Below are 13,327 nucleotides of genomic sequence, written 5' to 3'. Positions count from 1 at the left end.
GCTTTCAATTCAGACAGGGAGTGCAATTCGTTGGACGCTAGCGCCGGACAGGAATGGTGCGAAATTCCGCTTCGGGCACGAAGCCGTCTCGGTTTGGCATCTTGACCGCGGGCAGGCTGTGCTTGTCCAACCTTGCATTGTCGGGAACAATTGCGTTGCGATTGAGCAAGTAGGCCACCAGCGCATAGTAGTCACTGTCGCTCAACGATCCAGGCGCCTGATAAGGCATCGCGCGGTGAATGTAGTCATACACGGTCGTAGCGTAGGGCCAATAGCTGCCGACGGTCTTGATCGGGTGATCGCTGTTCAAGCTACCCACGCCACCGACCAGCCGGTCCTTGAACCCACCTTCGCCGCCTGGACCGTGGCACGCCATGCAATGCGTGGCAAAGAGCTTTTCACCTTCGGCCACTGTCCCGCTACCTTCAGGTAAACCTCTGCCGTCGGGAAGCACATCAATGTTCCACAGGGCGATTTCTGCTTTGGTTGCTGCGCGCCCGAAACTGCCGGTGTCTGCGTGCGCCGATAGACTCAAGACCACTGCGCCGAGCGCAACCAGCGTTTTAACTGAGCACATTGGTGACCCTCCCGTCGGCGTCGATAGCCCAGGTCTGCTGACCGTTGTAGTGAAAAAGTGCATTCTCGCCCATCGTGGCGATCAGGCTTTCCCGGTCGGGCTGAACATGGCCTTTATCGTCGGTCGAGCGACTGACAATTCGCGTGGGCCGGCCGTCCCAGTTCCAGTCCTGATGAAAACGAACCTGGGCTTTGTGCAGTACAGGCGCATTGATCTGGGCCTGGCGCCAGTTCACGCCGCCATCGGTGCTGATCTCGACGTTGACAATTTTTCCGCGACCACTCCAGGCCAGTCCACTGATGCGGTTATAGCCTGGGCGAATACGCATTGTGCCCGAGGGTGAGGTAATGACTGAATTGACTTCCTGGTACAGCTGAAACTGGCGCGCTTTGCCATTTGGCAGTAGCTGCGTGTAGCGGGCGGTTTCCCAGCGGGTCATGAACGGCTCATTACCGAATTTCAGGCGGCGCAGCCATTTGATGCTCAGGTTGCCCTCCATGCCCGGCACCAGCAGGCGTATCGGAAAGCCGTGAGCCGGTCGCAAGGGCTCGCCGTTCTGCGCATAGGCGACCAACGTTTCATCGAGAATTTCGGCGGTCAACGGGATGCTACGCGCCACGCCAGCTGCGTCGCCACCTTCGGCCAGCATCCAGGTCGAATTGCGCTCGGCGCCCACCAGCTCCATCAGATATGCCAGGCGAACGCCCGTCCATTCATGCATGCTGACCAGGCCGTGGGTGTCTTGCACCGTCAGTTCCGGGTCGGCGTTCTTCCAGTTTTCCCAGCCATTGCCTGAACACTCCATGAAGTACAGGCGCGAAACGCAGGGCATGGCACGTAGCTCATCCATGGAAAACACCAGCTCTTTTCTGGCCATGCCATGGATCAGCAACTGGTGTTTGTCCGGATCAAGGTCGGGCGAGCCCGAATGACTGCGCTCATAGTGCATGTCGGAAGGTGTGATGGAGCCCACCAGCTTGTCGAGCGGCGTTTTCGAGTTGATAGCCAGGCCAGAGTCGACGTTCAATTTTCCGGGGCTGGCCTCGGTAACGCGCTTGAGGTGAACGTACTTCGAGCGATCACTGGCAACACTGATCGAAGGTCCGAGCTGCCGTGCAGGTACATCGGCCAACGACCCCGCACGTGCAGGTGCGACAACGGCGGCGGCCATTACCGTTCCGGCAACACCCAGGAACTTGCGCCGGGCCAACGTTGCGCTGGCTGCGAGCAATGCCTGCTTTTCCTTTTCATCTATTGTCATTATGGGTTCCTCAGCATGGGTCAAGGTTGCGTCGGTGCCTGGATTGCTGCTGCCAGAAGTTTCTCCGCGGCGCCAAGGCGCTCGGCCATCCCCTCGGGCAGGCCATGACGACCGTCCAGCGACGCAGCGGGCTCATAGACCACCCAGGTACGTCCGTTTTCATCCGCGCGAATCAACACGCGCAACGGCAGTTCCAAGGCGAAATTGGGTGCGGCCAACATGAATGGCGTCCCGGCCTTGGGGTTGCCGTAGATCAGCACCGTTGTCGGGGGCATCTGCAGGTCCACCTTGCGCGCTGCACCCTGGTGATCGATCTGCGCAAAAATGGTCAAGCCGTTGTCGGTGAGCATCGAGCGCACGCGATTCAAGGTTTCATCGAAAGAATAAGGGCTGGACAAATTCACGGTATGGCTCTCCTGAGTGGCGGTAGCGGTGGCGGCACCGGCGAATGCAAATAGCAACAACAAACCCAGCAGCGTGGTGGCGGGCATCATTGTAAAGCGCTGGTAAAAAGAGGGTGAACGGCTCATATCCAGGTTCCTCGGCATCTTCCAATGATTGGCTTTTCAAGGTGATTACGCCTTTGCAAGCCTGCCGGACGGGATACCCGCTTTCTATCGCGTTCGTCTCATCGTTTAGTCAGAAAGTCTCAAACAAATAACAATAAAAAAAGGCTCGCCATCACTCAATGGACGAGCCTAAAGGAGGAGCCAATATATTCAGCACCTGCACGACCGGAGCAAACGTGTCCGACCAAGTGGAGAGACGAACATAAACATGCAAAGTGTTTGAACACTGCGTGAAGCGCATGTGGAGGGGTAACGCATTTGCCTCACGCGTCGCGTTCAAACGAGAAAAATGCTACTACTTCTCACCGAAGCAAAACACGTTATTACTGTCATAATGATAAAAACACATACCTGAAGACGAATTTTTCAGCAGCCGTACGTAAGAGTAACTTCCCTCGGAGAACTCGAGTTGCCGGTTGAGCGCCAGCGGAATGTTAAGGTGACTGAGAAGCTCGACAAGCCCCTCCGTTGCCATGCGCGCAGAAACTTTCATGTACCCATAGTCGCCCCACAGTGGATAGACCTTCCCGGAGATGTGCAAGTACTCCATCCTGCCGTCGACTGCCCAGGTCGATGTGTATTTAAACGCTCCATGCGCAAACACCATTGTTTCCAGGTTTTCTACCGCCTAGCTCCCCTGATATGTTTGCACTGGCTGGACGTCGGTGAACATTCGGTATTGAAGGTTTTTCGATACTGGCCACTCGCGCAAAAATACACTGGCAACCAGTAACAAACAAAGGATCACAACAACGCTCGCCACCAACACAGCTTTGCTCTTCATGGGACCTCCCTCTTGACGCACTGTGCTATTACCTCCTTCAAAGGCATTTGCCGGGAGGCTGTGTAGGAACTCGCACCCTCATCTGAAAAGCACACGACACGGTATCGACGCTCATAGGCACGCACCCACACCTCCCCAACCAGACCGGGTGACAGCCCGACCATCTGACTGTCGATGCGCCGGGTATCAACCTGCGCGCCGGCGCTGATGAATTTCAGGTCAAGCTGGCCAAGTTCACGGCTTTCAATGTTGACTGGGTCGTTTCAGACAAGATCTATTTCCGGTTTCATCAGGGCTATTGCCAAGGTGGTTGAAACCACTAGCAAGGCAGCCACTGTCCAGCCGAGGGGAGATAAATAATTTGTTTTCCGTGTACTTTTCGCACGCTTGTCAATATTTGCTTCCAGGGTCGACGCCACTTGAGGCGCGGCCGGTACTGCCACCTCATTATTGATAAGAGCACCCTCAGTCGCCGCCTGGCCTACAACAAACTCATGACTGAACAAGTAACCCGTCTTGGGACTTGTAACGATGATGCAATGGCCGTCGACACCCAAAAATGTTCTGATATTGAATATTGCCTGAGTCAGGCTTCCGGCAGCCACGATCCGCCCTACCCACCCCGCAGTAATAAGTTCTTCTTTGGAGAATACTTCCCCAGGGCTGGACAACAATTGCTGCAATACCCTTACTTCAGCGGGGCCCAGCGCGCAGGGAATTCTTATATTCTTCTCATCAAACACCTGCAGCGTCCACATCTCCTGATCGACAACCAGAACGACGTTGCGAAGTTGCTCGCGCTTTAAATAAATCTCATAACGCACAGAGAGCCCCTCCATTTCGTTAGCCTCCAGAAATTTGTTGCTCGCCACTTACAAATGCGCGCCGTGCCCACATCATTAATGATCATTATCGACGAGTGGTTTCAGGTAGGCGTGCAGCGACTCGCAAGCGCAATACAGTGATTAAGCGAAGGCGGCTGACAAGAATATGTTCCCATCAGCGCTCATGCAGCGTCAGGGGCAATTGAGCCCTGCCTCTGGTCGTGGATATTTCAGCCTGCCAGCGCCCGCAACTTACCCTGCGCAATACCCAGCAACGTACGCACAGCCATCCCGAAAATCACCAGCGTTGTGCCCGCCAACAACAGGATCGCCACACCGTTGGTGAATACGCCCGGCGCGTGGCCGGCGTAACGCAAGGCGCAACTGGTGGCAGCCGCCAACGGGAAGCCCACCGACCACCAGGACAAGCGAAACGGACAACTCTTCGCCAGGTAGCGCAAACGTCCGAGCAGAATGGCGAGGAAAAACAGGGTCAGCATGTACAGCGCACTGGCGAAACGGTCCACTTCACCGGTCAGACTCACATAGGCCGAAAAGCCGACGGCAAACGGCGCCAGCAGAATCAACAACGATGGCCGCAAACCCGCACCGATAGGCTCTTCAAACAGCAGGCGCGAGAAAATCAAGGTAAACAGGGGTATGGCGAAGAACAACCCCACCGCCAGGGCAAACATGCCCACATCTGCAATACCGTCCCACTGCAATGTTGGCATCGCCAACGGGATATCGAGCAAACCCACCACCGGAACGATCCACGCAGGCGTAGCATGTGCCGCCTGCTGACGCTGGCTGAGCCAACGCGAGACGATCACCCAGGCGAAAATAATCATGCCCGTGGCCCCGATTACCCAAAGCGCCCGCGCAAGCAACGGACTGTATGCTGCCAGGGAAATTGGCAGGAGCAAGAGGCTGATAAACACCGTACCGAACAAGTTGCCTGCAATGGGATGCAGGTATTCGGCTTTCACCGCGTGCGGCGCGGTAATCGCTTTGACAGCATAGCCAACAGACACCAGTACGAACGCCAGTAACGCAAGCAAACCGATCAACTGAGAGACCCACAGCGCCAGCCCGTACATCTGGCTCGCCAGGTGCCAGGCTGAGGAAAGCCCGGTGAGCCCCATCACTGAGCCGAACAGTGCTACCGGCAGATAGGCCAACCTCCCCTCATGCGCGGCTTGTTGCGGAGTACCAAAGGCCGCTGCTGTTTCAATGTTCTGAGTCATTGTTAACGCCTCTAACGGTGCGCAAAATGTGTGTTTTTTCGAGCTGAGGCCGCACCTGCGGCCTCAACAGGCATCGCCCTGGTAACGTTGCAAGTCAGAATAGTGCAGCCCTGAACTGGAAGCTCTCTGAGCACGTGCCGCCAATACCCGGGCATCGATGAGAGTTAATTGTCATGACAGCCACTGCCCAACACCCGGTAGTCCAGGGTATGCCGAACCCCCAGGGAGTCGTCATAGACCATCGTGACCGGCACTACACCGCAGGCTGCCTGGGTGTCTGTAACGGAAATGACCCTGGCGATATCCGGCTTACTGAATGCCGGGGTGCTGGTGCAAGCTGCGAGTGCAACGGCGCTGAGTAGAAGTGCAATTTGAGCTTTCATGGTGTGTCTCCAAAAGGGGAGAATCAGGCTTTTTTGAGCAAGAGGCTGCGTGCGGAGTCGGCGATAATCACCACGGCCCCGGCGAACATCAGGATGTCTTTGAGCACCAGTCGACCGGCACCGGATAGATAGGGGAAGCCGTGGTGGGCATCGCCGAGTGCGGGCACCCAGGCCTCAGGGGTGGTGACCAGGAACGAGAAGGTCACCAGCGGTGTGGCAAAAGAAAGCAGACCACCCAGCAAACCCAGACGATGGGAAAACGGATTGGCCAACACCAGCAATGCGATGGCTATTTCCACCACCCCCAGGCCGAAAGAGAAGCCGTAGGTGTTGTTGGCGGTCTGCCATTCGCGCTTCTCGGCAACCAGTTCGCCCTCATGCGTGAGGTGAGCTTTGTATTGTTCGGGGTGCTCATAGAAGAACGACATGACCGGGCTGTTAGCCACGAAAGGCGTGATGCTGTCAGCCTCATAAGGGATAAACTTGAGTGCACCGATCCACAGAAACACAACAGCGATACCAAAACGGATAAGCATCGGGCCAAACTTGTCGAGTTGACTGAGTAGTTGCAGCGAACGTGTGAAGCTAGACATGGGAACCTCTCGAATCGTCATCTATGAAAAACTGGATTCATGATGCCGCTCGACGGACCGCCGCTCTTGCCCGTTGCACTCAAGTTTTTGTCGATAAGTCTCAGCCGCCTGCGACAGCTTGTCCCAGGTGGGCCACGGCTTGCAGGGCAGCCAGGAGGTAGAATCCGCTTGAATTATCAAACCCGCTCAATAGACTTTCCGAAGTGCTCACATGAACTCGATTGATAAACTCATCCAGCTTGCCGCCGTCAGGGGCAACCTGGATCTGCGCTGCAGCTTCCAGGGTAATTGGGCCCTGGAGCACGATCAGGAACCCGCGGGTGTCGCTCGCTACCACATCGTCCTGGCAGGCGTATGCCAGGCTGTACGCCCCGATGGCACGGCCATAACCCTTCGTACTGGCGACATTCTGGTGTTTGTCGATGGAGAGGCTCACCGGTTGCACAGCCAAGGCCATCAGGGCGTCGCGGTGAAGCCCCAGGTCAGTCATGGTGGGCTGATACCACTGCATCGAATCGGCAGTGAGGCTGGCGAGCTGGATATCCTCTGTGGCCGCTTTCTCTACCAGCGCGAATCGCTGCTGCTGGGCGCCCTTCCCAAGTGCCTGAAAGTTTCCAGCGACTATCCTCAGACAACCGATCAATTGTCCGCGCTGGTGGGGCTGTTGCGCGCCGAAGCCGATGGCAACCAGATCGGCGCCAGGTTTCTGGTCGACACCCTGTCATCTGCGCTGTTTGCGATGGTGGTGCGCAGCTACCTGCAACATCAACCCCCAGCCACCGGCGCATTGGCGTTGTTGAGCGACAAACGCCTGAGCCGAGCCTGGCAAGCCATGCTCGACGATCCGGCATTCGAATGGACTATCGAGAGCCTGGCCGAGCACGCCAGCATGTCGCGGGCAACTTTTATGCGCAGCTTTGTGAAAGTCGCTGGGGAGTCCCCCTGGGTATTGCTGACGCGGGTGAGAATGGAACTGGCCTTTCGCCTTCTGAGCGAAACTCAACTTGGGCTGACCGATATAGCCTGCCAGGTCGGTTATCAATCGCAGGCGGCATTCGGCAAGAAGTTCAAGGACTTTTACGGCACGGCGCCCGGGCGCATTCGCAGGGCGGGCAGCTAGAACCGACGGCCACAGCCCATTCGGCGTAGCGCTAGCCGTTGCCGCTGGATCGTTGACATGCATCAAAGGCGTTGGCTACAACAGGAGTAGATAGGAGTTATGCGTCATGCCTCTTTACCTCTGCGGAGCAAATCCTCATGGCACCTGTTCAATCCAACACGCAATCATCTTCTACCCCTGCCTTTCCCTCTGAAACCGGTGAGCACTGGATCGAGCCGCTGAACGATGGCGGGCACGTGCTTATCCGGCCGCTGCGGGCTGAAGACCGCGAGCGTGAGAAAGCCTTCATCATGCGTCTTTCACCTGAGTCACGGCACTTTCGCTTCTTGTGCCAGGTCAGTGAGCCGGGCGAAGCGATGCTCGACAAGCTGATGAGCGTCAACCAGCTTGAGAACGCCGCTTATGTGGCCCTTGCGCATGTCGATGGTGAGCTTCGTGAAGTCGGTATTAGCCGTTACTCAGCGTGCGCACAACCTGATGAGTGTGAATGTGCGGTCACCGTGGATGATCAGTGGAAAGGTCGTGGCCTGGGCGCAAAATTGCTTGGGCACTTGATTGACAAGGCACGCGCCAACGGCTTCAAGCACATGTTTTCCATCGACTCCGCGGCCAATACCGCGATGCACGAGTTGGCCCGTGAGTTTGGTTTTTCCACTTCCCGCGACCCAAACGATTCCTGCCAGGTCATTCATACCCTGACATTGGCCTGAACGCCTTGAGCTGCAGCGCTGCTGGCCTGTTCGAAACATCTTTTACCGATGCATCCAACAGGCCGGCAGCGCTGGTGTATCAGTCGACGGTAGGTTCTGGGGTTATGACCAATACACTGCTTGGCATTTTGTACAGCACCCGCTCAACAGTGCTGCCGATATACTTTGCTAACCCGCGATGATGAACCCGGCCCATGACCACAATGTCGCTGCCATGGGTTTGGCAGAACGTCGTCAGCACTTTCGATGGGTCGCCCATGATCATGTGGCAGGCCTGCGGATCGATGCCGTTGCGCTCGGCCAATGCCCGGAAAGCTTCGCTCTGAGCTTCTTGCAGGGTGCGGGCCACGTTTGAGTCGAACATGAACGATATCCGACCGAGGTGTTCTGCTTCGGTCTGCATAGAGGTCAGATCGTAGGCGTAAAGCAGTTCAACCTGGGCCTGACACTGCATCGCCAACTTCAGCGCTTCCTGAACAATACGATCATTGAAACCCTGGTACTGATCATCAGGGCGTGACAGGTCAACGGCGGCGACCACCTTGCGGGGCAGCGCGTGCTCGGTCTTGTCGACAAAGTGCAAGGGCACCCGGCATTCGCGCAACAAGCGAATATCCAGCGTCGAGAATAAGGCTCGCATCAACCGCGATTCGTGCTCGATATCCTTGATCACCATTGCAAATGGCTGTTCTTTCAAGTGGATCAGGATCTCATCTAGCACATTGTCCACCCAGACAACTTCGGTGGTGACCGTCAGCCCATTCTTACGCATGGGCGCAGCCTGGGTTTCCAGCCAGTCACGGTGTTTTTCAACGTAGGCCTGGCGCACCAGGGCCAGCGCTTCTTCGTTCATCATTCCAGCTGTAGCCAGCCCCTCGAGATAATCGAACGCCACAATATGCAGCGGCATGCCCTTGGCCTTGGCCAGGGCTGCGGCGCGGTCAAAGGCATCACTTCGGCGCATAAGCGGGGGGACTACAAGCAGTAAACGTTGATAGTCGGACATAACACACCTCACACTAAGTGATGAGTAGGATTGTCCTATCCTGCATTTGTCTGGCCAGATGCGTTTGACTTGAATCAACAACACTTCGCGTGCCGACATCGCAAGTGACGTAATGTCTTTTCAATACCCAAGAAAGCTAGGTACGCATGACCGACACCGCTGGAACTGACCGTAGTCCTTGGCCCGTGTTCTTGATCTTCCTGCGCCTGGGCCTGACATCCTTCGGCGGCCCTGTCGCTCACCTGGGGTTCCGGGCCCATTGTTCACCTTCGCGGGGTTCCTGGGTGCATCCATGAACACAGCCCCGGCAGGCTGGCTGGGTGGTTTTATCTGCCTGCTGGCGATCTTTGTACCGTCCTTTCTGTTGGTGCTGGGTGCCCTGCCGTTCTGGCAGGACGTGCGACGCAACAACCAGGCGCAGGCGGCGCTTTCGGCAGTCAACGCCGCAGTGGTTGGCCTGCTCCTGGCCGCGCTCTATCAGCCTGTCTGGACAAGCTCGATTCACTCGCCGCAAGACGTCGGCCTGGCATTACTGGCGTTGATCGCGTTGATGTATTGGAGACTGCCGCCATGGCTGGTGGTCATCGGTGGGAGTCTGCTGGGATGGTGCATGCACGCACTCGCATAAACTGGCAACGCCGCCTCACCCTGTGCGTCAAATGACTCAACACCGACAAAAATCTACAGCTTCAACGAATCCTGAGCTATGACTGTTAGACGGTAAGCGCAAGGAGTCGCCATGAAATACCCCTACGTATCGGGATCCCTGGTTTCAATTTCGCTGGGTTTGTTCGCGGTTTCTGCCCAGGCTGACAACGCCAGAGACTGGCAGAATACCCCGATCGGCTTGAACATGGTGTTTGGCTACTACAACCTGATCGACACCAACACACCTATTGATACCTCGCTGGCGCTCGATGGCCTGTCGCTCAACGCCGACGTTTACATCGTGCGTTACGCCCGCTCGTTTGGTATTGATGGACGCAACTCTGCGATACAGTTGCTGCAGCCTTACGCTGATGTAAAAGCGTCGTTCGATGACGCGCGGTTTTTTTCCGGCACCAAACGCAACGGCGGCATGGGTGACACGCAAATTGTTTTCGCCCACAACTTCTTTGGTGGTCCGGCATTGACTGCGGAGGAGTTTGCCACCTGGCAACCCAAGACCTTCCTGAGCGGAGCCCTGTGGCTGACCACGCCGACCGGCGACTACGACAAGAACCGAATCATCAACATTGGCGCCAACCGATGGGTAGTAAAACCCGAAGTAGCCTTCGGTACCCCGTTGGGCCCGACATGGCTGGAACTCAACACCTATGTTTCGCTTTACGGCGACAACGATGAGTATCAAGGCGACAGCAAGCTAGAACAACGGCCGCTTTACGCCGTCGAAGGACATTACAGCTACACCTTGAACCCGGCGCTCTGGGTTTCTCTGGACGCAACCTACAGTGTGGGGGGCGAAACCAAGGTCGACGGTGTCGACCAGGACAACAAGCAGGAAAATGCCCTGCTTGGCGCCAGCCTGGGTTTCATGCTGTCACGCCAGTTCGGCGGCTTGGTTGCCTACAGCGATACCGTTTCAGAACGCACAGGGTCGCCAGATGTGAATACCTGGACCCTGCGTTTGCAATACGTCTGGTAGCAACACTGGCGCGGGCCTAGAAAACCCGCGGCGTTTGAAAATCCGTGTTTTGCGTACCGGCCATCAACAACGACGCCTGGCCCTGGGTCTTACTCACAAATGAGGACCAGTTGGGCAGTTGCTCGATATTACCGACGCGCTTCACCCCGGCCTGATCAACTTGATACAAACCAACATTATTGAAAGCGAATTCAACTTTCAAATCATTGCGTTGGATTGCCGAGGTAATGTTATTGGTGAGATTATCCAACAACAGTGGATCCGATTGTGATGTTTGCCAATAAGAAAGCACCATATGTGCTTGCCCGCTGGCGTTGACGGTAGTGTACAAAAGACGAACGTTGCTTTCGGGAACGCCTAACAACCGCAACGTATAATATTTTGCCAATGCAAAGTCTTCGCAATCGCCCGCGCCCTTCTCCAGGGTCTCCAGTGGCGAGGCCCAGTAGTCTGCTTTTTTCCACACATCACTATCTTCACCGAAACGAATGTTCTTGTTGAAGAATTCATTCACACGCAGCAGCTTTTGCTGTTCGCTCAGCGTGCCGGAATCGGCCACCAGGGCCCGCCAGTCGTCTAGACGCTGGGTGGCCTGCTGAGTCAGGTGCAGGCTTTGAGGAAGAGGCACGGCGATCGCGCTGCCCGAAAGGACGCCCAGACCCAGCAGAACTGCCGCTAAGATATTCAATTGTCGAATAATTTTGGTAAAGGCTTTGAAATTAAAATTTACCAAGCAGTACCTCGCTTAATAACAATCGATTTCTAAAAGCTTACTGGGCCAAGCGACCCGCACATTAAGGTAACGCCTGCGGCTCGGCAAGGTGCGTCCGTCGGAGAGTTACGCAGGCTACCGTCAGTCCGATGAACTGTAACAAAGTGCAGGCTCATGCATCCATGTAAATGCGTCACTCAAGCAAGCACGACTCTTCTTGAGGAAGAACATCATGAAACTCTTCGTACAGATGACAGCATTAGCTGCAGCTGCGTATTTGAGTGGGAGTGTTACAGCTGCAACGCAAGTTGAATACCCAGTTTCCAGTGTCTCCAGTGAACCTGCTCAATTAATGCTTGCCGAAGGAGGTAGTGATCGTCTTACTGAAAACTATCTACAACGACAAGCTTTGGCAAAAAGCCAACCCAAGCAGGACAGTGGCGCAACCTATGTACAGTTGATCAAGGAAAACCCTACTGCGTCAGGAAATACAGTGGCTGATCCGCTCGATGAAATGAACACGACAAACCCTAGACTAACCGATCCTATTACCAGAGATCGAGACGAATACCGCAGCGCCCATTGAATAAACGAACGTCTTGCACCCTTAAGGGCTCAGTGCACGCGGTACGTGCACTGAGGTCTATCAGGGCGTTAGATACTATCGCCCTGCAAATCTTCGACTTTATTGTTTGTCGACTGGCTGTTCACTGCCGTCTTTGATACAGGCAGCGCCTGAACGATACGCGTCGCTTGTCTAAGCCTACTTATATATACCTTGCACTGAGGACAACCGTATAAATGAATAGATACCCGGCAGCGCAGGCTCAACCGCAAGTTGCCATCAATAATATCTGACCCTCGCTCGGATATTTCGTAACAACTCAGCATTTCCCTTTCTCCTGAAAATTACTCAGCATCACCTGTATACGTTGACGACCTCGATGAAGGAGCAACCGCACATTACCTTCGCTCAACGCCAGGGCGTGTGCAATTTCCTTATACTCCAGCCCGGCGATATCACGCATTATGACAACGCTTCTTTGTGCGCTGGGCAGTTCCTGAATGTATTTCCAGATACATTCGTACAACTCAATCTCGGTCAGTAGCTCTTCCGGACTGTGTTGAACACGCGCATCAGGGGGGGTGGCCCACGCCCCGTGTTCGTCAAACTGCGACGAGATAGGCGAGTTATGCTCGGACTCCCACCACTCCAGGGATATTTCCCGCCCTAGTTTGCGCCGCATCGAATGGGCTTCGTTGATGGCGATTCTTGCCAACCAGGTTCTGAATTTAGAGCGCCCCTCGAACGAGCCGACTGCGTTAACGGCTCTGAGCCAGGTCTCCTGAGCTACGTCGTTGGCTGACTCGCGACCGACCAAGGGAATGACAATACCGACAAGAAAAGCATGATGGCTTTTGATCAGGTGCTCCAGCGCTTCGAGGTTGCCCTCGCGCAGGCGACTGACCAGTTCTTTTTCATCGTCCACGGCTGCCCTCCTGAGCGCCGTGATCGAGCCAGCCAGGGAAGCCTGAATACTAGTTGAAGGCTAACACCACCCAGTCATCATCTATAAAGCGGGCGCCTTTGAACGTCCAATACAGCGATACCTATATCTAACTTGACCTCGACTCATATAATCAATGCCACCCATTAACTAATCAATCGATACACAGCACAACGATAGCGTACAGATACTTACGCAGATGAACTGCGTAGCCGTGGAGATTTGCGCCGCACGCATCAGTTGTACGGCATCTTACAGGAAGGGCGGCCTCAAGGAGCAAGTGCAACACCTGATGTAAGGTGTTGTCATGTCTACCCAATACAGTCACCTGAGTACCGAGGAGCGCGTCACCATCATGGTGATGCTATTTCAACGGCAGACGCTACGA

General features: G+C 55.4%; 14 protein-coding genes and 1 pseudogene. 5 read left to right on the top strand and 10 right to left on the bottom strand.

Features of this window, described 5'->3' with window-relative positions:
- Window positions 1-37: 37 nt before the first annotated feature.
- From H8F21_RS24970 to rclC, 7 genes are all read right to left on the bottom strand, one after another.
- Complete coding sequence (locus H8F21_RS24970) at window positions 38-577, bottom strand: c-type cytochrome (RefSeq protein WP_413243018.1); 540 nt, start codon at window positions 575-577, stop codon at window positions 38-40.
- Window positions 564-1,838: a sulfite dehydrogenase gene (gene soxC, locus H8F21_RS24965; RefSeq protein ID WP_203585546.1), complete on the bottom strand. Its 1,275-nt coding sequence runs from the start codon at window positions 1,836-1,838 to the stop codon at window positions 564-566. The genes H8F21_RS24970 and soxC overlap by 14 nt, the downstream gene beginning before the upstream one ends.
- A 20-nt stretch (window positions 1,839-1,858) precedes the next feature.
- On the bottom strand, window positions 1,859-2,368 hold the full coding sequence (locus H8F21_RS24960) for a DUF302 domain-containing protein (RefSeq protein WP_203585545.1): 510 nt from the start codon (window positions 2,366-2,368) through the stop codon (window positions 1,859-1,861).
- Between the two features lie 1,086 nt (window positions 2,369-3,454).
- Complete coding sequence (locus H8F21_RS24955; protein WP_203482545.1) at window positions 3,455-4,015, bottom strand: winged helix-turn-helix domain-containing protein; 561 nt, start codon at window positions 4,013-4,015, stop codon at window positions 3,455-3,457.
- A 230-nt stretch (window positions 4,016-4,245) separates the two neighbouring features.
- Entirely contained in the window at window positions 4,246-5,262 is a 1,017-nt protein-coding gene (locus tag H8F21_RS24950) for an SLAC1 anion channel family protein (RefSeq protein ID WP_203482546.1), read from the bottom strand.
- 164 nt (window positions 5,263-5,426) lie between these two features.
- Entirely contained in the window at window positions 5,427-5,645 is a 219-nt protein-coding gene (locus tag H8F21_RS24945; RefSeq protein ID WP_203482547.1) for a DUF2790 domain-containing protein, read from the bottom strand.
- A 23-nt stretch (window positions 5,646-5,668) separates the two neighbouring features.
- Window positions 5,669-6,238, bottom strand: coding sequence for a reactive chlorine resistance membrane protein RclC (gene rclC / locus H8F21_RS24940; RefSeq protein ID WP_203541389.1), 570 nt, complete (start codon window positions 6,236-6,238; stop codon window positions 5,669-5,671).
- Window positions 6,239-6,449: 211 nt separating this feature from the next.
- Between rclC and H8F21_RS24935 the strand changes: the two genes are divergently transcribed.
- The gene (locus H8F21_RS24935; protein WP_203585544.1) at window positions 6,450-7,358 is read left to right on the top strand and encodes an AraC family transcriptional regulator; all 909 of its coding nucleotides are present in this window, start codon (window positions 6,450-6,452) and stop codon (window positions 7,356-7,358) included.
- 137 nt (window positions 7,359-7,495) lie between these two features.
- Entirely contained in the window at window positions 7,496-8,068 is a 573-nt protein-coding gene (locus tag H8F21_RS24930; protein WP_203482851.1) for a GNAT family N-acetyltransferase, read from the top strand.
- 79 nt (window positions 8,069-8,147) lie between these two features.
- Here H8F21_RS24930 and H8F21_RS24925 read toward each other — a convergent pair whose 3' ends face one another.
- Entirely contained in the window at window positions 8,148-9,074 is a 927-nt protein-coding gene (locus H8F21_RS24925) for a universal stress protein (protein ID WP_203482854.1), read from the bottom strand.
- Window positions 9,075-9,321: 247 nt separating this feature from the next.
- Here H8F21_RS24925 and H8F21_RS24920 point away from each other — a divergent pair.
- Window positions 9,322-9,702 (top strand): annotated as a pseudogene (locus tag H8F21_RS24920) (chromate transporter); the annotation flags it as partial.
- A gap of 111 nt (window positions 9,703-9,813) precedes the next feature.
- The gene (locus tag H8F21_RS24915; protein ID WP_203585542.1) at window positions 9,814-10,719 is read left to right on the top strand and encodes a transporter; all 906 of its coding nucleotides are present in this window, start codon (window positions 9,814-9,816) and stop codon (window positions 10,717-10,719) included.
- A 16-nt stretch (window positions 10,720-10,735) separates the two neighbouring features.
- On the opposite strand, the gene H8F21_RS24910 is transcribed toward H8F21_RS24915, so the two are convergent.
- Entirely contained in the window at window positions 10,736-11,452 is a 717-nt protein-coding gene (locus tag H8F21_RS24910; RefSeq protein WP_203585541.1) for a transglutaminase-like cysteine peptidase, read from the bottom strand.
- A 211-nt stretch (window positions 11,453-11,663) separates the two neighbouring features.
- On the opposite strand from H8F21_RS24910, the gene H8F21_RS24905 reads away from it, so the two are divergent.
- The gene (locus H8F21_RS24905; protein ID WP_203585540.1) at window positions 11,664-12,017 is read left to right on the top strand and encodes a hypothetical protein; all 354 of its coding nucleotides are present in this window, start codon (window positions 11,664-11,666) and stop codon (window positions 12,015-12,017) included.
- A gap of 298 nt (window positions 12,018-12,315) precedes the next feature.
- On the opposite strand, the gene H8F21_RS24900 is transcribed toward H8F21_RS24905, so the two are convergent.
- On the bottom strand, window positions 12,316-12,921 hold the full coding sequence (locus H8F21_RS24900) for an RNA polymerase sigma factor (protein ID WP_203585539.1): 606 nt from the start codon (window positions 12,919-12,921) through the stop codon (window positions 12,316-12,318).
- Between the last annotated feature and the right edge of the window lie 406 nt (window positions 12,922-13,327).

It is taken from the genome of Pseudomonas arcuscaelestis, assembly GCF_016881005.1.
Lineage (GTDB): Bacteria > Pseudomonadota > Gammaproteobacteria > Pseudomonadales > Pseudomonadaceae > Aquipseudomonas > Aquipseudomonas arcuscaelestis.
This window is presented reverse-complemented; position numbering and strand designations above follow the sequence as displayed.